This is a genomic window from Flavobacterium sp. (assembly GCF_046153165.1).
GTDB lineage: Bacteria > Bacteroidota > Bacteroidia > Flavobacteriales > Flavobacteriaceae > Flavobacterium.
This window is the reverse complement of sequence record NZ_JBJXEN010000054.1, coordinates 1-19,520: the sequence shown is the minus strand read 5'-3', so window position 1 is coordinate 19,520 and position 19,520 is coordinate 1. Positions and strand designations below refer to the sequence as shown.

Here is a 19,520-nt window from a genome sequence, read left to right as displayed (position 1 = left end):
ATTTATAAATGTAAGAATGGTAAGAATCCATATTTCTCGAGGAAACCCTTTAAAATTGCTTATATAACTTTTAAACATATTCTATTTGTACTATTAGGAAATAAAAAAATATACTGACTTAAATTTTTTTATTTCAGTAAAATTAAAGACTAAATAATATAATTTGTAGTTGTGTTTTTAGAATTAAAACTAAATCAAATAAATTCAGTTTTAAACTATATTCAAGAATTAATCTCTTGAGAAATATCTACTAAAGTATCCTCGCTTTTGTTCTTTTCTATCTTCTATATTAGTTTCTGGACTTTTCTCCTTAATTTGTAGCAATTGTTGTGCTTTGTCCTCATCTAAAATCAAATTAGTAATTAGATCAGCATAACTAACTCCTGATTCTTCTAGAAAACCTATCAGATATTTTTCACTTGCATCTACTCCACTAACTTGTTCTATTTGCAGTAATTTTCGATATAGTGGCTCAATATGATTTGTAATTATATCTTGGGGAACTGATCTTCGTCTTGCTATATATTTTGTGACATTTTCATTTTCATCTCTGATATACTCAAAATCAGAGATAACCCAATAATACCTTCCTGATTTAGCTAAGTTTTTTACGATTGCGTGAAACTGATTTCCTTGTTTTATATTATCCCAAAGTATTTTAAAGATAATTTGGGGCATATCAGGATGTCTAATAATATTATGTGGTTTTGCGATTAGTTCATAATCTTCGTACCCAGAAACATCTACAAAAACTTCATTTACAAACTCGATCGTTCCATATAGATCGGTCTTACTCATAATAGTTTTAGTTTTGTCCCATGATACTTCTTTATCAATAGTTGTAGGTTTTACAAACTTTATTTCTTCATTCATACTTTGTTTGGTCAGGTTAGATTTGGCACACAAATGTAAAATAAATTTTCATAATTAAAGTCATAATAACTATTAGAACGATGTCTTTTTTGTAACCTTTAGAGAATAAAAAGGTTACAATTTAAAATATAAAAAAACGCCCAATAATTTGAGCGTTTTTTGTTAATTTAAAATTGTTTCGAAAGTCCCCTCACCTATCTTGTCTATTCTTAATGCTTTAGAATAGCTCAATATAAAATTGACTGTTTCTTTTTTTGGTAACATTTTAGGGGTTGCATTTTTCTTTTTAAAGTAAATTTTTGCCATACTATTATTTATAATTTATAGTATAACGCAAACTAAAAAAAAATATTGCTTAATTAGTTAATATAATTTGATTTTTATCTATTATTCTCCTTAAATTTATTAATGCATAACGCATTCTTCCTAGTGCTGTATTAATACTCACTCCCGTTGATTCAGAAATTTCTTTGAAACTTAAATCTTGATAAATTCTCATTTCGACCACTTCTCTTTGGTCATCTGGCAATTCTTTAAGTAGCTTAATTAAGTCTTTTTCAACTTGATCGGTAATGATTTTATTTTCAATATTTGGAGAATTATCACTCATCATCGAAAAAATAGAAAACTCTTCTGTTTCCCGATACATGGGCATTTTTTTTGTTTTTCGGAAATGATCTATAATTAGATTATGAGCAATTCGCATGACCCAAGGCAAAAATTTTCCTTCTTCATTATATGAATTACTTTTAAGTGTTTTAATAACTTTTATAAATGTATCCTGGAATATATCATCAGAAATATCTCTATCTAAAATTTTTGAATATATAAAACCAAAAATTTTAGACTCGTGTCTTTTTACTAATGTAGATAACGCTGATTCATCACCATCGATGTAACGCCTTACCAATAATGCGTCTGGGAGTTGATTTGTAGCCATAACAATACTTTTAGATTTTGGGTTTATCTCTTTTTTAAAAGTATTTCTTTGTTATAAGCTGGTGTTTTTGGTGTTTTATAGAATTCAAATTTAATGTAATTTATTTCACATTAACAACATTATTTAAAAATTTAACATTTTGAATGCAATAAAAATTATTTTTCATCTCGATTTTCTATTTTATCAACTCAAAATTATTTTTCAATCGAATATCTGCTGAAGATGATCCAATCATTATTTCAAAATCCCCTATTTCTGATTCGAAATCTAATTTAGAATTATAAAATGATAATTTTTTATTATCGATAACAAACTTTATAGTTTTAGATTCTCCAACTTCTAATTTTATTTTTTGAAAATCTTTTAATTCAATAATTGGTCTAACTACAGATCCAAATAAGTCATGAAGATACAACTGAACTACTTCTTCTCCAGCAAATTTTCCAGTATTTGTGATAGTTACTGAAGCTTCTATAATCTCATCTTTTTTCATTTTAAGTTTAGATAATTTTAAATCAGAATATTGAAAAGTGGTATAGCTCAAACCAAAACCGAATGGAAATTTAGGAGTATTTGGTAAATCAATATAAGCCGATTTATAAATTTTATCTTCATTAACAGAAGGTCGTCCTGTACTAAAATGATTGTAATAAATTGGGATCTGACCCTCATCTCTTGGAAAAGACATAGGCAGTTTCCCTGATGGATTATAATCTCCAAAAAGGACATCAGCAATTGCATTACCAGCTTCTGAACCCAACCACCAAGTATAAACTATTGTTGGCATATTATCCGCAGTCCAATTAAAAATTAATGGTCGTCCTGCATTAATTAGAATTACGATTGGTTTTCCAGTTTTTTGCAATTCTTTAATTAAATCTTCTTGAACTCCTGGTAGGTGAATATTACTTCTACTTTGAGCTTCTCCACTCATATTAAATCGTTCTCCTATGCTTAATATTACAACATCAGCTTGATTAGCAATATCTATTGCTTCTTGAAAACCTGCTTTGCTAATGTCTTGTACACCACAACCTTTTGCATAAAGTAATTTAGTAGTTTTATCTAACTTATTTTCCAATCCTTCCCATTGAGAAACTATATATGTTGAATCAATTTCTTTTAGATCGACAGCCCAAAAGCCATGATTAATACGTTTTGGCTTTACCATTGGCCCAATAAATGCGATAGTTTTTGTTTCCTTGGAAAGAGGCAAAATATTTTTCTCGTTTTTTAGAAGAACAATACTCTTCTTTGCCATATCTCTTGCAATTCTAGTATGCTCAGGATTATTAAGTTCTTTATTTTGAAGTTCTTCACTGCAATATTTAAAAGGATTGTCAAACAAACCTAATTCGAATTTTTTAGTAAGAATTCGTTTTACTGCATCATTAACAATTGCTATTGGCACTTTATTTTCTTTGACTAATCGTTCTAAATTATTACGATAAGCATTACTTTCCATATCCATATCATTTCCTGCCATGATTGCCATTTGAGCTGCTTCTTTTAAGTCCTTAGAGTATCCATGAGCAATCATTTCTCCAATAGAGCCCCAATCTGAAACTACAAAACCTTTGAAACCCCATTTTCCTTTAAGAATATCTCTTTGAATATATTTATTTGCCGTTGCAGGAATTCCGTTTATATCGTTAAAAGAATTCATAAATGTTGCCGCGCCAGCATCTAGAGCAGCTTTAAATGGGGGTAAATAAGTTTCCCATAACATTCTATCGCTTAAATCGACTGAATTATATTCTCGTCCACCAACTGCTAAACCATAAGCTGCAAAATGTTTGACACATGCCATTACTGAACTTAAGTCACCTAATTTATTACCCTGAAAACCTTTTACGCGTGCATAGGCAATTTTAGAACCAAGATAAGTATCTTCCCCTGCACCTTCCATAACCCTGCCCCAACGAGGATCACGAGAAATATCAACCATTGGCGCAAATGTCCAATGGATTCCACTTGCTGATGCTTCTGTTGCTGCGATTCTTGAACCTTGTTGTATAGCCGCTAGATCCCAAGAAGCGGCTTCTGCTAATGGAATTGGAAATGTAGTTTTATACCCGTGAATGACATCTAATCCAAAAAGTAATGGGATTTTTAGACGAGATTGCATTGCTAATTCTTGGTACTGACGAGTATATTTTGCTCCTAAAACATTAAGCATAGATCCTATTTTTCCTGCTTTTATTTCTTCTTGTTTATTATTATTAATTGTAAGCGGTCCAGTTGCTGTATTATCTCCAGTATATTGATTTAATTGCCCCACTTTTTCTTCCAAAGTCATTTGTTTGATTAAAGCATCAACTTTGCTTTCTATTGTTTTTTCTTGAGAAAATGCAATAGAAAAATAGAATAGGAAAATAATTTTTAAGATTGGATTCATGTGTTATTTTATTTTTTCTTGATCTTATAGAAATATTAAAAAGTAGATAAGAAATGTGGATTAATTTTATATGTTAATTTAGTATACCAAAGTCTGAATTGCATGTGGCAAAATTGTAACTTCTGTTGCTGCTGTTCCTACACACAAATTATAAATTACTTTTGTACTGCTTTGATTCATAACAATTGTAACGATTTTTCCGTCTTTATTAAGAAATGAAGTTGTTAACAATTGACTTCGGCTGGCAACCGAGCTTATTCTTTTAGCATCTTTTCCAATAAATTTAGAAAAATGTCCAATAAAATAATAAGAAGGTGTATATATTAGATCTCCCGTTGTTGTATCTCCGTGTATTGGTGAAAAGCAAAAATTCTGAACATGATTTGGTCCGCCTTTTTCGTCGAGAAGTATATTCCAATCTGTCCAACCTACGGTTCCGTTGTTAAAATCGTTTATCATCGATTTTCCATAACGTTCCCCGTTTGCCCAAACTTGATATCTTTCTTTTTTGAAACTTTCTGAGCAACCTTCAGTAAAAATAAGGTTTTTATTTGGGTACATTTCATTTACTTTTCCTATATTATCGAACATTTGTTCTCCTCCACTCCAGCTTTCGTACCAGTGAAAACCTATTCCCCATACATATTTACTAGCTTCTGGATCGTCTAAAATTGTGCTTACTCTTTGCGAAATTAAATCTCGATTGTGATCCCAAATATTAATTTTTTTATCTCCAAGTCCTGCTTTTTTTAATGTTGGTCCGAGATAATTTTTAAGAAAATCTCTTTCTTCTTCTGCTGTATATATACATGACTCCCAACGTTGTGTAGCCATTGGCTCGTTTTGGATGGTTAATCCCCAAACTGGTATTCCCTCTTTTTGATAATCATTTATATACTTTACATAATAATTTGCCCATGATTGATAATATTCGGGTAATAATTTTCCTCCTTGCAAAACATTATTATTACTTTTCATAAATGCAGGTGGAGACCAAGGACTTACAAATAAGGTTAGATTTCCTCCAGCTAATTCTATTGCTTTTTTAATAAGTGGAATACGATATTTTTTGTCGTGTTGTATATTAAAAGTTTTTAGTTCTTTATCTCCTTCTGTAACGTAAGTATACATATCCGAACTAAAATCACAACTATTTATGTTAGTTCGTATTAACGAGTAACCTATTCCTTTTTCTTTACTAAAATATGCGTTAAGAAATTCTTGTTGTTTATTAGCAGGTAATTTTGCAAAAACTTCGGCGCTTGCATCTGTTATTGCTCCTCCAATTCCGAGAAATTTTTGAAACTTTTTATTCGGATTTACAAAAATACAAGTCTGAGTTTCTAGTGGTTGTTTTAGTTCATAAAACTTTAATTCATTCGTTTTAGATAATCGCAAATCTGTACTGTCAGCAGAAGTATAAACTGTAACTATTTTATCTTTTGTAGAAAAAACCTTGTCTCTTTTTTTTTGTGAAAATCCAAATACTGAATACAAAGTAAAGAGTATGATTGCAATATCTTTCATAAATATTTTTTTTACCAAACAAATGTTGCTACTGAATCACCATCGAGTGAAACAGTAACCCATTTTCCGTTGAATTTTATATTAAATATTTCATTCGTAGTCCCATCATTTTCTACAATCATTACATATTTCCCTGCAGGTGTTTTAAATACTGCATTATTTATATTTCCAGATTGAGTTGACGTAATTCTTACTGAGCCAACTGGAACAAATTTTGAAGCATGAGCAATTATATAGTATCCCACATTTCGAGTAAAATATGAACTACTTTCAATAGTAATTGCGCCTTTACAGGCTGAACAACCTCCTACTGTATGAGGTCCAAATGAAGAATCATTAGCTAAATTCCATTCTAAAGCAACCTTACTCCAATTACGCATAGAACCTATTACTACATTTTTTACATGCCATTTTAGATCTCCTGCAAAATCTCCACTAGATGAAGTCCATTGTTCTGTAAAATAGACGTTTTTATTAGGATATGCATTATGAACAGAGCTCATGGCATTTATATTTCCACCATATAAGTGAAATGCAGAACCATTAATAAATGGGTTTGCAATTGCATCATTTAATATTGCAATAGGATATTCTGGTTGGTCACAATTATGGTCATAAGTAATAACTTTAGTGTCGATATTAGCATTTTCAAAAGCTGGGCCTAAATTGTTTTTTATAAAATTTGTTTGTTGCAAAGAACTCATTAACATACTCGGATTGTTTCCTGCATTAAGAGGTTCGTTTTGTGGTGTAATAGCATCAATACGAATACCTTCTTGTTGCATTTTTTGAATATATTTTACAAAATATTGCGCATAAGAACTGTAATATTGTGGTTGCAAACTTCCACCTACAAAACTATTAGTATCTTTCATCCAAACTGGTGCAGACCAAGGTGTTGCAAGAATTTTAATATTTGGATTTATAAGCAGTATTTCCTTTAGCAAAGGAATTAAGTTTACACTATCGGGAGCAAGACTAAAACTTGTTTGATTTGGATCTGTTTGACCTACTGGTAAATCATTATAAGAAAAAGGGGAAGCATTTAAGTCCGATGCTCCAATACTTATTCTTAAATAATTTATTGATATTGAGTTTAAATTAGAGCCGAATAATTCTTGCAAAAGTTCTTGCTTTACTTGAGGACTTAATTGATTAATTACTTGCGCACTACCTCCAGTTAAAGTATAACCAAAACCATCTATAGTTTGAAAGGTCTGATTTTCATCAATGTCAATATTTGGATAAGTGTTATAAGCAGTTCCGAACTCTAAAATTGTATTTTGTTTTTCTAATTTTATTGATTGATTGCCTTTAGTTAACCAAAAATCTAATTGATTTACAGCTGGTGGATTTTGTTGGTTAGTCACTGTAGTGTTTACATCACTAGCCGAAGAACAACCATATTGTAAAAGAATTGATATAAAAACAGGAACTAATCTTTTTAATTTTTTCATTTATTTATAATTTATTTCAGCATGAGATCATATTGCAATTAATTTATTGTTTACTAATTTAATCAACATCAATAAAAGCTCCTATTCATAATTTTAAACAGAAGCTTTTAATAGAAACCAACTAAACTCAAAATTTTTAATTATAAACTCTTACATAATCAACTTCAAAAGTAGATGCAGTAAAATTTGGATCTATTCCTCCTCCTACATTACCAAAATTACCTCCCATAGCATTATTGAAGATTAGGAAGAAATTCTGATTGAATGGTAAAGAGCTACTATTTGAAAATGTATAAAATAGTACATTATCTACATAAAATTTTATATAACTAGCTCTCCAATCGATAGTATATAAGTGAAATTGTGTTGTTACATTTGTGATATCTACAGTTGAAGTATCCCCATTTCCTCCGGAATGACCTGGATGATGCAATGTTCCGTGAATTTTACCTAACTGATTACCAATATGTTCCATAATATCTATTTCTCCACAAGCAGGCCAACCAGCTGTACTAATATTATCTCCAAGCATCCATAAAGCTGGCCATGTTCCTCCACCCGAAGGAAGTTTTGCATAAATATCTACTTTCCCATATTTGAACGAAAATTTACCTTTGGTTAGAATTCTAGCAGAGGTATAAGCACTCCCTAAATAAGATTCTTTTATTGTTTTTATTTTTAATAATCCACCTTGAACAATCACATTTTCTGGTCTATTTGTATAATATTGTTCTTCATTATTTCCCCAACCACCAGCTCCAATATCGTAACTCCAGCTTGAGGTATTAGGCGCTCCATCTGTATTGAACTCATCAGACCAAAGTAAATTTGAACCAACAAATACTGTAATAGTTTTACTACCCGAAACAAACTGACCTCCATTATATGCAGAGGCTAAAATGGTATAAGTAGTTGTTCCACTTCCAGTGAATGTATAACTAAAAATTCCTGTTGTCGAATTTATAGTTTGACCATCTACTAAAACGCTATATGAAGTAGCATTTATTGCTGATAAATTAAAATTGACAACTCCTGAACCATCTCCATTTATATTTACTGCATTTGCACCAACTATTTCAGTATTAATTACTAGATTAGAAGGAGTAATAACCATGGGAGTATTACTAGAAGCACTATCGCTTGAACTACAACCTAAAATCAAAAAAAATAAAAATAAATTAATCTTTATTAAATGAGAATAAGTACTGAAGAATATATTTTTAATCATTATAAAATAGTTTAGTGTTTTTTAGATAATACTCAGAACTATATTTTTAGTTCTGAGTATATTTATTTAATGCTAAATAGCTTTTAGTTTTATGTACCATAAATTACTTTGATTAGCACCTCTAGCTCTTAAATATAAAAATGTTGGTGTGCTTTCTAAAATTTCATATGTATTTCCTGCAGAACCATATCCGATAAAACCATCAACTCCATCAACAGTGATTCTAAACCCTGTTGTTGCTGGAACATCATTAGGAAGTGGCCTAGAAGTTGCAGATCCAAAACTAAATCCTTTTGTAGGTTGAGTGAATGGTGTGCATTCTTCTGTTGTTCCTGTAACACCTAGATTATTATCTGCTTTATTCATAAAAATACCGTCAGGTGATGCAACTGCAAGAGTATAAGTATTTGTAGGTGTTTTTGTAAAAGTATATCTTGCAGTATAAAAACAATTACAACATACTTCTTTTTCGTTAATACTCGCAGACCACCATACTGTTGCAGGATTATTAGGATTACCAGCACCATCATTATCACTCCAAGGTGCTACTCTTAAATGAGAAGCAACGCTTTTATCAACAACCCAAGTTTTAGATGAATTATTTGTAATGTTAGAAATAATAGTAGGATCCATGTTAAAATCTACTCTTACAGTAATATCCTTAGTAATATTTGTTGAAGTTCCTCCTTTACCATAAGCAACAGCGGTTATTCTATATGTACTAACTCCTGCATCCTCAAACTTTTTTGTAACCGATCCTGTGGGAACCTGAGTCAAAATTGGAGAAGTATTATCATTAATTAATTTATAACCAATTTTATATGTTAATGCATTATTTGCGGTTAATGTAATTTTTACATTTCCGGAACCATCTCCATTAGGATTAGTAACACTTTGTCCAATAACTTGAGTATTAATAACTAGACTTGATGGAGCATTTAAGTCTCCTAAAGTATATGTTTCTTGTTGGCATCCAACAAGAAAAAGTGCTAAAAGACTAAAAAGTCCTAAAATATATTTTATCTTTTTCATGATTATTTATTTAAAATACTTGTTTAACATTATCTATATAAATTACCTCACCAGTTCCATCTACAACATCATTATATCTAAAAACTAATTGATTAAATGTTGTTCCTGCTGGAATACCAAAAGTACCGAAGTCAAAAGTTAATTCTTCCCATTGATTAGCAACAGTAGAAGCTACTTTTAATACTTTATTAGAAACACCACCACTACCCTGTTCTAATTCTACATTTAGCATTTTTCCAACTTCTGTAGAATAAACCATTACTTTAATTTTATTTCCATTACTAGTGTTTAGAGCCACCCCATTTGGAGAACTTAATGGTGTCCAAGTACCACTCCAACTAGCTGCACCAACTGTTTTAGTATATTTACGTACTGTTGCAGAATTATTTATTCCTCCTGGAAACGGATTTGCAACTTGAATAACATCAACACCACCAAAAGTCCCTCCGACATTATAATTTTGCAATGGAAGTTCGTAAGTAATAGGAAGTTCGAAAGGAGAAAATACAGTTATAGGATAAGTTACTACTGTATATGCTGCTCCACCACTTAAAGCTTTAATAGTCAAAGTATAAATACCCGGTACATAATTGTGAGTAGGAACTGTGAATGTTCCCCCTAGCGTTCCTGTCATTGTCTCAACTGCACTACCATCACCCCAATTTACAGTAAACCCATTTGCATTAGTACCTGTTGCTGTTAATGTTAATATTGTCCCTGCAAAATTTTGAACACCAACTACATTTGTTGGAGCCGAATAAATAATTGATAACGGATAAGTTGTTGTAGTTGCAACTCCTGATAAATCATAAGAAGTTATAGCAACCATATAGTTTCCTTCAGGATAAATATGTGTTGTACTAGCTCCTGGCATAACCGTTGCCGATGCTCCTGCTCCAGTACCATGCCCATAACTTACAGTATAAGAAGATACTCCTTCTCCTGTTGGAGTTATTTTAACTAACCCTGAGTTGTTTGTACTAATATCAAATATTTTGGAGTAATTTGATGATGAAACCCCACTTAATGCAACATCATCATTACTAACACCTTCAGGAATAGTACAGCTTATTGTTACCGCTAATAAAGCAAAGCTGAAAATTAATTTTATCTTTTTCATATAATTTTTTTATTTAATTATAACCTGGATTTTGCACTAATTTTGTATTAGTTAATTGACTTAATGGTATTGGAAATATTTCATTCTTACCAGCAACAAAACCCTTGCTTGCTAGTTTTGTAGGCGCATCTCCCCAACGAACTAAATCGAAAAAACGATGTCCCTCACCAGCTAATTCTTTTCTACGCTCTAACTTAATGTCATTCATCGTTAGTGCAATTAATGGTGCAACACCTGCTCTTACTCTTACTGCATTAACTAATGCTAACGCTCTAGAACTAGATGCTCCTAATGCCTCTGCTTCCATAAGGTAAGTATCTGCCAAACGAATTGAGTATGTATTCTGTTTAAAATTTAATTCCCAATTTCCTGGTCCTGTTGAAACATCAGACTGATTTGGCATAAACTTTTTTAGAAAATACCCTGTATCTTGATAGCCATGTAAATAGTTAATTTCTCCTCCAGTTTCTAAAGCTTTTAAATTAGAAATTGTTGAATTAAAACGTGGATCTCCTAATAGTACATTATATAAATCTTGTGTTATAACATTGAAACTCCAGCCTTGAGAATGAGTTGGAGCATTATTAGTAACTCCTAACGGTGTTCTTGAATAAGATCTAGGTCCAACCATAATATTTAAAGCATTTCCATCATCTTTCCCACTCCAATTAATTCCCCAATATGCGTGTGAATCTATATGAGCAACTTCTAAGAGCGATTCTGCATTAAATTTATTTGAAACTATCCATAAATCACTAAAATTAGCTAATAAATGATTTCCATATTGGTTTGTAGCTCCTGGTGTTCCATTTACATTAGCCAACATTGCTGCTGCATCAACATTTTTATTTTCAAATAAATAAACTTTTCCTAGAAGTGCTTGAGCTGCTCCTTTTGTAAAACGTCCTGCTTCTGAAGAAATCACAACTGAATTAGGTAATACAGCAATTGCTTCTAATAAATCTTGTTCTATTTGAGCGTAAACAGCTTGAGGAGATGCTTGCGTAATTGTTGGAATATCAGCAATTGCTAATTCATCTGTTGTTATTAAAGGAACATTTTTAAACATCCTAACTAAATTGAAATAAAAATAGCTTCTTAAAGCCTTGGCTTCACCAGAAAGTCTATTTCTATCAGAGACTGACATTTCAATACCTGGAAGTCTTCTTATAATAGTGTTGGCTCTAAAAATTCCTTTATAATAATCATTGAAAAAACTTTCTGGAATAAGACTCGCGCTAATTGTATAGTTAGAAAACGATTGAATACCTGCACCATCTGTTGCTCCACCACCTCCAGCTACATGGTCATCTGACCCTGCATTCATCATGGCAATTTGGTTTTCAAATCCTCCAGATTCTTTACCCATAACATCATAAGCTGCTATTAATGCACCCTTTGCATCGTCGTAATTTTTATAGAAATTTGCCTCTGTAGAAGCTCCTTGTGGAGAAACCTCGATAAAATCATTACTACAAGAAACAGTTATCATCACAATTGATAGTAAAACAACTATTTTTTTAAATTTAAAATTTTTCATAATTATTATTTTTTTAGAATTGCAAATTTGCTCCAAACATAAAAGTCTTTGCTTGTGGATAATATCCTCTATCTATACCTAATGAACCTCCTCCAATTTCTGGATCATATCCTGAGTATTTAGTGAATGTTAAAAGATTTTCACCTGTTACAAACAATCTAACTTTTTGTAGTTTTATTTTGTTTATTAAGCTTGAAGGCAAAGAATATCCAATTTGGGCAATTTTTAGTCTAACATAATCTCCTTTTTCTAGGTAAAAATCTGATGGATTACTGAAATTTAAATTAGTATCATTTGTTGTTAGTCTAGGATAATCATTAGATGTTCCCTCACCATTCCAACGAGTTAGTGCGCTTGTTTGATAGTTTGCGCTTCCTATGTCTAAACGACGTAATCCTTGGTAAATTTTATTTCCTGCAGCACCTTGTCCCATAACCATTATGTCAAATCCTTTGTAATCTGCATTTAATGTTAAGCCAAAAGTCTGTTTAGGAATTGGAGTTCCCAAATAAGTTCTATCATCTCCAGTAATTTTCCCATCTCCGTTTACATCTTTCCATCTAAAATCTCCAGGAACAGCAAGTGGCTGAATTAAACCTCCTGATGCATTTGTATAAGCATTAACTTCGTCCATATTTTGAAAAATACCTGCAGTTTCAAAACCATAAAATGCTCCATATGGTAAACCTACTTCTGTACGAGTAATTGGATAAGTTGATGATTGAACTGATTGACCTCCTGTTAAGAATTGCTTATTATTACCCAAATAAGTAACTTTATTTTCAAGAAATGAATAATTTCCATTTAATGAATAATTAACTTGACCTATCTTTTTTCTGTAATTTAAACTAACTTCAAAACCTTTATTTTCCATATCTCCAATATTAGCAGATGGATTTGCTGAAACCCCTAAAAATCCAGGAACTTCATTGTCCATTAACATCCCTTTTGTAGTTTTTTTGTACAAATCAAAATCGATAATTAAACTATTAAATAATTTTGCATCGAAACCTATGTTACTTTGAGTCGTTTCTTCCCATTGCAAATCTGGATTTGATAATGTATTTGGAGCGTAACCAATTGTAGAATCTGGACCAGTACCTACAGGATAATTAAATCCTGAATCTATTAAAGTTAAATATCTAAAATCTGTGTTTTCACCATAATTATCATTACCAGTCACACCATAACCACCTTTGAATTTTAATTGATTAATCACATTATTATCTTTCCAAAATGCTTCTTTAGAAACTACCCATCCAGCAGAAACAGAAGGAAAAATTCCATATTTTTTATTAGCTCCAAATCTTGTTGAACCGTCTCTACGTACAATCCCTGTTAACAAATATTTTTCATTAAAATCATAAGTTAACCTAGAGAACATAGAACTAATTTTATGTTGTACATTATCCCAAGCTGCTGCTGTAACATCTGCTGTAGGTACAGGATAATTTATTGATGCATCAAGATAACTGTTAGTTCCTATATTCGTTTTTGTTATATTGCTATTATGTACATTATTGTCAACATAGGCACCTTGCCCTAATAACAATGAGAAGTTATGATTACCTATTTTTTTAGTATAAGTCAACGTATTTTCGATATTCCAATTTAGACCTCTATGTTCATGTCTATAAATATTGTTTGCTGTGGTACTTACAGTTGGGCTCAAATAGTATTTAGGTGTAAAAGATTGTCCTCCCCAATAACCCCATTTTCCAGCAAATGTAGTTTTGAATTTTAAACTTTTAATAGGAGCAATTTCTGCCGAAATATTTCCGACTAAATTATTTCCCCAATCATAATTTCCTAATTTTGTTTTTTGGTAAGCTACTGGATTTGTCATTTCTTGACCTACTTGAGTAGAAATACCATAAGGGTTACCATATTGATCTCTAATAACATAGGTATTATTATATGGTGGAGCACCTGACATAACTGGATCGGTAACTATTACTGGTGTAGTTGGATCTAAATTTATGGCTGAACTTAAAGGTCCTCCATATTCTGTATTAGTTCCAATACCCGTAGTTTTTTCAGCAGAAAAACCTAATGTTTGTTCTACTGTAAACCAATCTTTTACTTTGTGATTCGAATTCAAACGAAAATTCTTTCTATTATGTTTAGAAATATCTGTGGCAACAATACCTTCTTGATTTAAATAACCTAATGATAAATAAAAAGTAGATTTATCACTACCTCCACTTATAGAAGCTTCATGAGAAGTTTTTATAGCATGATCATTAAAAACTTCTTTTTGCCAATCGGTTCCCCTGCCAAGTGATGAGGGATTTGGAAAAATTAAACCTCCACCTCCATTTGTAGAAGCTTCGTTTCTTAAAACCGCATACTGTGTTGCATTTAATAATTTAAGCGTTCTTGAAGGAGAAGAAACTCCTGAATATCCTGTATAGTTTACAACCATACCTTTTGATGTTCCTTTTTTTGTAGTTACCAAGATAACTCCAGCTGCAGCTCTAGTTCCATAAATAGCTGCAGAAGCTGCATCTTTTAAAACTTCAATAGACTGAATATCAGATTGATTCAAATAACCTATTCCGCCTTCGTCAACTACTATTCCATCAACAACCCATAAGGCACCACTATTATTTATAGAGGTTATCCCTCTAACTCTAACAGTAGCATTAGATCCTGGTTGCCCAGAATTTGTGATAACTGTTACCCCAGATGTTCTGCCTTGTAATGTTTGTTCGATTCTCGTAACTGGTAATTTTTCAATTTCCGAAGCCTTAATACTAGAAATAGCACCTGTTAATACGCTTTTCTTTTGCGTTCCATAACCTACATTTACTACAATTTCATTAAGTATTTTAGTTTCATCAACTAACGAAATTTGCATTTCTTGTCCAGTTATTGCAACTTCTTTTGTAGTAAATCCTAAATATGATACTACAAGAGTGGTTGCGTTAGCGGGTGCATTTATACTAAACCCACCATCAAAACCAGTTGAGACACTGATATTAGTGTCTTTTATTACAATATTTACTCCAGGTAAAGGAGATCCTTCAGATAAAACTGTACCCGAAACCTTCTTTTGTGCTTGTGCAGACACAATAAAGATAAAAAACATAGACAATAGGAAAATCTTATCCCTAAAACCCATTGAAAATAACTTTAAATTCATAAAATATAGTTTAGTTGGTTAAATTTTATAAATCATTATTATTTGACTTATAAATCTGAAGCCTAAATTATCTAATAATGCAATAAGAATTATATAATTAACTACAACAAAAAATATACATAATGAAATTTTAAACCTAAAAAAATAATTATATCGTAAAAAAAAATGAATAAAATCAAACCTTTAAGGATTGTTAAAACCCTTAAAAAAAAGTTAAAAAACTAATTTTAAAAAACTCATTACAACGTTAATGTTGTGGTATTGTATAGGTAATTATTAAAAAATGTATAGTTAACCTATAGAATTAGTTTTAATAATTATAATAAAAAAAGAAGATAACGCAAACGTTATCGTAATATATGTAGTAAACTGTTGTTTGTTTTAAAAATAAAATACATAATTTTAGATACTTAAGATGTAATTAACCAGCCCATCATCGTGTAGCAAATTTAGCTTTTTGCGTAATCGATATCTTTTTATTTCTACACTTCTTATAGAAATATTTAATATTGGAGCAATCTCTTTTGAAGATAAATTAAGACGTAAATAAGCACATAGTTTTAAATCACTTGAAGTAAGACTAGGATGTGAAGCTTTTATTTTTTTAAGGAAATCATTATCTGCATTATCAAAGGCTTCTTTAAAAATATTCCAAGTATCCTCCTTAGTAATATTTTTATTTATTGTAGATATAACAGATTTTATACTTTTATTATTACCGTCATCGGAAGTTTTATTTAAATCTTCTCTTATTAATGCTAATAATTCATCTTTTTTTATCAAACTCATTGTCGAAACTGCTAATTCCCTATTTTTAGCATCAAAATCATTGGATAATTGCTCGTTTTTAAGCTTCATTATTTGTTGTTCATTTTCAAGAGCAGCAATTTCTAATAATAAGTTATTTTCTTCTATTAGCTTTTCTCGTTGTTTTTCATGATAACTTCCATAAATTTTATTAATAGAATAAGCTATAATTATTGCTAACAATAAATATATGATTAACGCAATGTTTGTTAAATACCAAGGTTTTAGTATTCTAAATTTATAAATAGCGACATTTTCCGATAATGAATTGGCTATTTTTGCTCTAACTTTAAATGTGTACTCTCCTGGAGATAAATTTTTAAAATTTACATTCGATTTTGCACTCCATTCACTCCAGTGATCTTGTATTCCTTCTAATAAATATTGATATTCTGCATTTATATACTTATTATATTCTGCAACAGTATAACTAAATGTAATATTGTTTTGATTGTATTTAAAACTACCATCATCAGAAATAGATGTATTTATTATATTTTCATTTAATTTATTAATACTAATATTTGAAATAGAAACACTGTAATTTTTAAAACTTAAATCATTTATATTAATAGTATAATAACCATCTGTTGTACCTATAAAATAATCATAATTAGCAAGTTGTGTTATATTTTCGTAACCCAACATAGAATTTGTTAATGAAGCAGGAATAGGAATTGTATTTTGTTTTAAATCTGAACTTAATTTACTTACAGAAAAATAATGTATGTAATTCTTTGAAAATAACCATATTCTATTCGCTTTATCTACGATAAGTTTTCCCGATGTATACTCATCCTTTTCGAATACTTCGCTTAGTAATATATCTTTTTCAAATTGTTTTGTTCTAGAATTTAGCTTAAAAATACCTTCTTTATAAGCATAATAAATTGTGTTATTAAACTTTATTAAACTAGAATTTTTCCCTTTTGATGGTGATTCATAAGTAAATAAATTGGTTGCTTTTTGAAACTGATTATCTAATTTAAATCTAAAAACTCCTTTGTACTCGTGGCTTACATAAACATCATTAGCATTTGAAATCGCAAAATATTTTGAAGAATAATCAAATCCTGAAATTTTATTTCTAAAAACCCATTTGTTATTTATTTTTTCTAAAACTGAAATTCCATAATAATTTCCTTGAAAAAGTATGTTTTTATTTGTTATATCGGTTTCAAATTTCCATGTTCCTGATTGCGAAAAAATATTTCTTGCTAAATCACCATTTATTATAAAAGTTCCAGCATCATGACCACAAAATAATACCTCTCCGTATTCAAATAAAGCCCAAACTTGTCCTTTAGTTCCTTTTATAAATTTAAATTGCTCATTACTTTGATACGTTTTATAAAACAAACCTTGATTTGTACCTACATACAATTTTCCTTTAAATAATAAAGATGTGTAAACTGTTCCTAAAATTCCTGTATCATCAGAAAAACTCTTAACTGGTGATTGCAAATTGATACAATTTATACCGTTATCTAAACCAATCCAAAGATTTTTATCAACATCTTCAAACAATGATAAAGCTGTATTATTACTTAATCCAGTATTCTGAGTAATATGATATAGAATATTTCCTTCTTTGGATATAATATAAATTCCATTCGAAATTGCTCCAAATGCAAAACTTCCATCAGATAATCTCTGGCTACTATATATAGTATTTGATGTTATATCAGCCTCTGCTGCAATTAGGTATTTAGATAAATCTCCGTTTATTAATTTATAGAAACCATTAGATTGAGTTTGTATTAGGAGTCCATCATCTGTAGCAAAAATATTAACTAATCTATTCTCTTTTAAAATAGGATTTGCAGAAACTAACTTACTTTTTCCATTTTCAATTTCAAAAAAACCTTCTCCAATAGTTTGAAAATAAATAGAATTATTTGCTCTAAATATCTTAAAAACCCCATTTTTAGGCGAAATAATATTAATTTTTTCAGTTTTTGTATCGTATATATAAATTCTACTTAATGACTGAAATATTACCCACTGATCATAATTTAGAATATTCCAAAATTGTTCGTCATCTTGAATTTTACTTTTTATTCGTTTACTTAAAGAAGTGTAAATTAACTGTCCATTATTTTGTCTTTTCCAAAAACCAAATTCCATATAACAGCCAGTAAAAATCCTATCCTCTATAACTTTTACTGAGCGAATAATTGTTTCATTTGGAGAAGGATATAAAGTCCAATTTGAGCCATTAAATTCTAATAATCCCTCATTATTTGCAAAGAAAACAAAGTGATTTTTGTCTTGAGAAATCATCCAATTTTGATTTCCAGCATTATAAGTTGTCGAATTATATTTTACGATTGGTGGTAATTCTTGTGAAACTACAAAAAATGGAATCAACAAAAAGAAAAGAAAATATTTTGATAATTTACAGTATAACATGGTAAATAGAAATGTTATTTTAAACATTTGATTCGTAAAAATAGAATAATCATAGTAAATTTAACACAAATTTCTATTTTATTTTGCAACATTTGGCTTCACAACATTTAACTTTATGACATCAGAATGATTATCTTTGTAAAAACTCTTTTTTTGCATGCAAACTGATATTTCAAAACTAAATCCAAAGGAAAATATAATTATAAAAGGTGCTCAAATTCATAATTTGAAAAATCTTGACGTTGCTATTCCTCGTAATAAATTAGTAGTAATTACTGGGCTTTCTGGTTCTGGAAAATCTTCTTTGGCTTTCGATACTTTATATGCCGAAGGACAACGTCGTTATGTAGAAAGTTTGTCTAGTTATGCCCGACAATTTTTAGGAAGATTAGACAAACCTAAAGTCGAATATATAAAAGGAATTGCACCTGCTATTGCTATCGAACAAAAAGTTAACACAACCAATGCTCGTTCTACAGTTGGAACTTCTACCGAAATTTATGATTATCTAAAATTATTATATGCAAGAATTGGTAAAACTATTTCACCAATTTCTGGTCTTGAAGTCAAAAAAAATACGGTTTCTGATGTTATAAATGATGTGAAAACTTTCGGAATTGACTCTAAATGGTTGCTCCTTGCTCCAATTCATCTGGAAGAAGGACGAAAATTAGAAGACAAACTAAAAGTTCTTTTGCAACAAGGTTTTGCTCGTGTTTTGGTTAAAAATGAGATGATTCGTCTTGATGAATTAGTAGATAAAAAATTGAATGTTAAAGACATTTTACTTATTATTGATAGAATTGTTCTTAAAGATGATGAGGATTTCTTCAACCGATTGGCAGATTCTGTACAAACCGCTTTTTATGAAGGCAAAGGGATTTGTTATATTCAAGAAGTAAATTCTTATAAAAAATATAGTTATAGTGCAAATTTCGAGTTAGACGGATTGTCTTTTTTAGAACCAAACGTTCATTTGTTTAGTTTTAATAATCCTTACGGAGCTTGCCCTGTTTGTGATGGTTATGGCAATATTATTGG

General features: G+C 30.2%; 12 protein-coding genes and 1 pseudogene. 1 reads left to right on the top strand and 12 read right to left on the bottom strand.

Going from position 1 to position 19,520, the window contains the following annotated elements; genetic code table 11:
• Positions 1-228 precede the first annotated feature (228 nt).
• From ACKVOV_RS06605 to ACKVOV_RS06550, 12 genes are all read right to left on the bottom strand, one after another.
• The gene (locus tag ACKVOV_RS06605; RefSeq protein WP_409205971.1) at positions 229-873 is read right to left on the bottom strand and encodes a PAS domain-containing protein; all 645 of its coding nucleotides are present in this window, start codon (positions 871-873) and stop codon (positions 229-231) included.
• 162 nt (positions 874-1,035) lie between these two features.
• Positions 1,036-1,179 (bottom strand): hypothetical protein, encoded by a 144-nt coding sequence (locus ACKVOV_RS06600; protein WP_409205970.1) that lies wholly within the window; start codon positions 1,177-1,179, stop codon positions 1,036-1,038.
• A gap of 49 nt (positions 1,180-1,228) precedes the next feature.
• The gene (locus ACKVOV_RS06595; RefSeq protein ID WP_409205969.1) at positions 1,229-1,813 is read right to left on the bottom strand and encodes an RNA polymerase sigma factor; all 585 of its coding nucleotides are present in this window, start codon (positions 1,811-1,813) and stop codon (positions 1,229-1,231) included.
• A gap of 175 nt (positions 1,814-1,988) precedes the next feature.
• Complete coding sequence (locus ACKVOV_RS06590) at positions 1,989-4,211, bottom strand: glycoside hydrolase family 3 N-terminal domain-containing protein (protein ID WP_409205968.1); 2,223 nt, start codon at positions 4,209-4,211, stop codon at positions 1,989-1,991.
• 78 nt (positions 4,212-4,289) lie between these two features.
• Positions 4,290-5,738: a glycoside hydrolase family 30 protein gene (locus ACKVOV_RS06585; RefSeq protein WP_409205967.1), complete on the bottom strand. Its 1,449-nt coding sequence runs from the start codon at positions 5,736-5,738 to the stop codon at positions 4,290-4,292.
• An 11-nt stretch (positions 5,739-5,749) separates the two neighbouring features.
• Positions 5,750-7,195: a glycoside hydrolase family 30 protein gene (locus ACKVOV_RS06580; RefSeq protein WP_409205966.1), complete on the bottom strand. Its 1,446-nt coding sequence runs from the start codon at positions 7,193-7,195 to the stop codon at positions 5,750-5,752.
• Between the two features lie 136 nt (positions 7,196-7,331).
• On the bottom strand, positions 7,332-8,423 hold the full coding sequence (locus ACKVOV_RS06575; RefSeq protein WP_409205965.1) for a glycoside hydrolase family 16 protein: 1,092 nt from the start codon (positions 8,421-8,423) through the stop codon (positions 7,332-7,334).
• A 72-nt stretch (positions 8,424-8,495) separates the two neighbouring features.
• Entirely contained in the window at positions 8,496-9,455 is a 960-nt protein-coding gene (locus ACKVOV_RS06570; RefSeq protein ID WP_409205964.1) for a hypothetical protein, read from the bottom strand.
• A 10-nt stretch (positions 9,456-9,465) separates the two neighbouring features.
• A complete protein-coding gene (locus tag ACKVOV_RS06565) occupies positions 9,466-10,575 on the bottom strand; it encodes a hypothetical protein (RefSeq protein WP_409205963.1) in 1,110 nt (369 codons plus the stop codon).
• Positions 10,576-10,588: 13 nt separating this feature from the next.
• Positions 10,589-12,115: a RagB/SusD family nutrient uptake outer membrane protein gene (locus ACKVOV_RS06560; RefSeq protein WP_409205962.1), complete on the bottom strand. Its 1,527-nt coding sequence runs from the start codon at positions 12,113-12,115 to the stop codon at positions 10,589-10,591.
• Positions 12,116-12,128: 13 nt separating this feature from the next.
• On the bottom strand, positions 12,129-15,260 hold the full coding sequence (locus tag ACKVOV_RS06555) for a SusC/RagA family TonB-linked outer membrane protein (RefSeq protein ID WP_409205961.1): 3,132 nt from the start codon (positions 15,258-15,260) through the stop codon (positions 12,129-12,131).
• Positions 15,261-15,662: 402 nt separating this feature from the next.
• Positions 15,663-18,440, bottom strand: coding sequence for a triple tyrosine motif-containing protein (locus ACKVOV_RS06550; protein ID WP_409205960.1), 2,778 nt, complete (start codon positions 18,438-18,440; stop codon positions 15,663-15,665).
• 196 nt (positions 18,441-18,636) lie between these two features.
• On the opposite strand from ACKVOV_RS06550, the pseudogene ACKVOV_RS06545 reads away from it, so the two are divergent.
• A pseudogene (locus ACKVOV_RS06545) lies at positions 18,637-19,520 on the top strand (excinuclease ABC subunit A); the annotation flags it as partial.

What these genes read in the sequence shown, in the direction of transcription:
- ACKVOV_RS06605 (WP_409205971.1), bottom strand. Translation starts at nt 873, where the DNA reads ATGAATGAAGAAATAAAGTTTGTAAAACCTACAACTATTGATAAAGAA.
- ACKVOV_RS06600 (WP_409205970.1), bottom strand. Translation starts at nt 1,179, where the DNA reads ATGGCAAAAATTTACTTTAAAAAGAAAAATGCAACCCCTAAAATGTTA.
- ACKVOV_RS06595 (WP_409205969.1), bottom strand. Translation starts at nt 1,813, where the DNA reads ATGGCTACAAATCAACTCCCAGACGCATTATTGGTAAGGCGTTACATC.
- ACKVOV_RS06590 (WP_409205968.1), bottom strand. Translation starts at nt 4,211, where the DNA reads ATGAATCCAATCTTAAAAATTATTTTCCTATTCTATTTTTCTATTGCA.
- ACKVOV_RS06585 (WP_409205967.1), bottom strand. Translation starts at nt 5,738, where the DNA reads ATGAAAGATATTGCAATCATACTCTTTACTTTGTATTCAGTATTTGGA.
- ACKVOV_RS06580 (WP_409205966.1), bottom strand. Translation starts at nt 7,195, where the DNA reads ATGAAAAAATTAAAAAGATTAGTTCCTGTTTTTATATCAATTCTTTTA.
- ACKVOV_RS06575 (WP_409205965.1), bottom strand. Translation starts at nt 8,423, where the DNA reads ATGATTAAAAATATATTCTTCAGTACTTATTCTCATTTAATAAAGATT.
- ACKVOV_RS06570 (WP_409205964.1), bottom strand. Translation starts at nt 9,455, where the DNA reads ATGAAAAAGATAAAATATATTTTAGGACTTTTTAGTCTTTTAGCACTT.
- ACKVOV_RS06565 (WP_409205963.1), bottom strand. Translation starts at nt 10,575, where the DNA reads ATGAAAAAGATAAAATTAATTTTCAGCTTTGCTTTATTAGCGGTAACA.
- ACKVOV_RS06560 (WP_409205962.1), bottom strand. Translation starts at nt 12,115, where the DNA reads ATGAAAAATTTTAAATTTAAAAAAATAGTTGTTTTACTATCAATTGTG.
- ACKVOV_RS06555 (WP_409205961.1), bottom strand. Translation starts at nt 15,260, where the DNA reads ATGAATTTAAAGTTATTTTCAATGGGTTTTAGGGATAAGATTTTCCTA.